Here is a 316-nt window from a genome sequence, read left to right as displayed (position 1 = left end):
AAGAAATTCCGGTACAGCTGGGCGGCGGTATCCGTGACCTGGACACCATAGAACGCTATCTGGATGATGGCCTGTCCTACATCATCATCGGCACGGCGGCAGTGAAGAATCCGGGTTTCCTGGCTGACGCTTGCAGCGCCTTCCCGGGCCAGATCATCGTTGGGATCGACGCCAAAGATGGAAAGGTTGCGACCGATGGCTGGAGTAAATTATCCGGCCACGAAGTAATCGATCTGGCGCAGAAATTTGAAGGCTATGGCGTCGAAGCCATTATTTACACCGATATCGGACGCGATGGCATGATGGGTGGCGTGAA

General features: G+C 54.7%; 1 protein-coding gene. It reads left to right on the top strand.

Features of this window, described 5'->3' with window-relative positions:
• On the top strand, positions 1–316 hold a 316-nt coding region (locus KDM89_RS21220), incomplete at both ends, for a HisA/HisF-related TIM barrel protein (protein ID WP_268977917.1).

Source organism: Cognatundibacterium luofuense, assembly GCF_018139685.1.
Lineage (GTDB): Bacteria > Pseudomonadota > Gammaproteobacteria > Burkholderiales > Burkholderiaceae_D > Undibacterium > Undibacterium luofuense.
The sequence above is the reverse complement of the archived record's forward strand: the minus strand, read 5'-3'. Positions and strand labels throughout refer to the sequence as shown.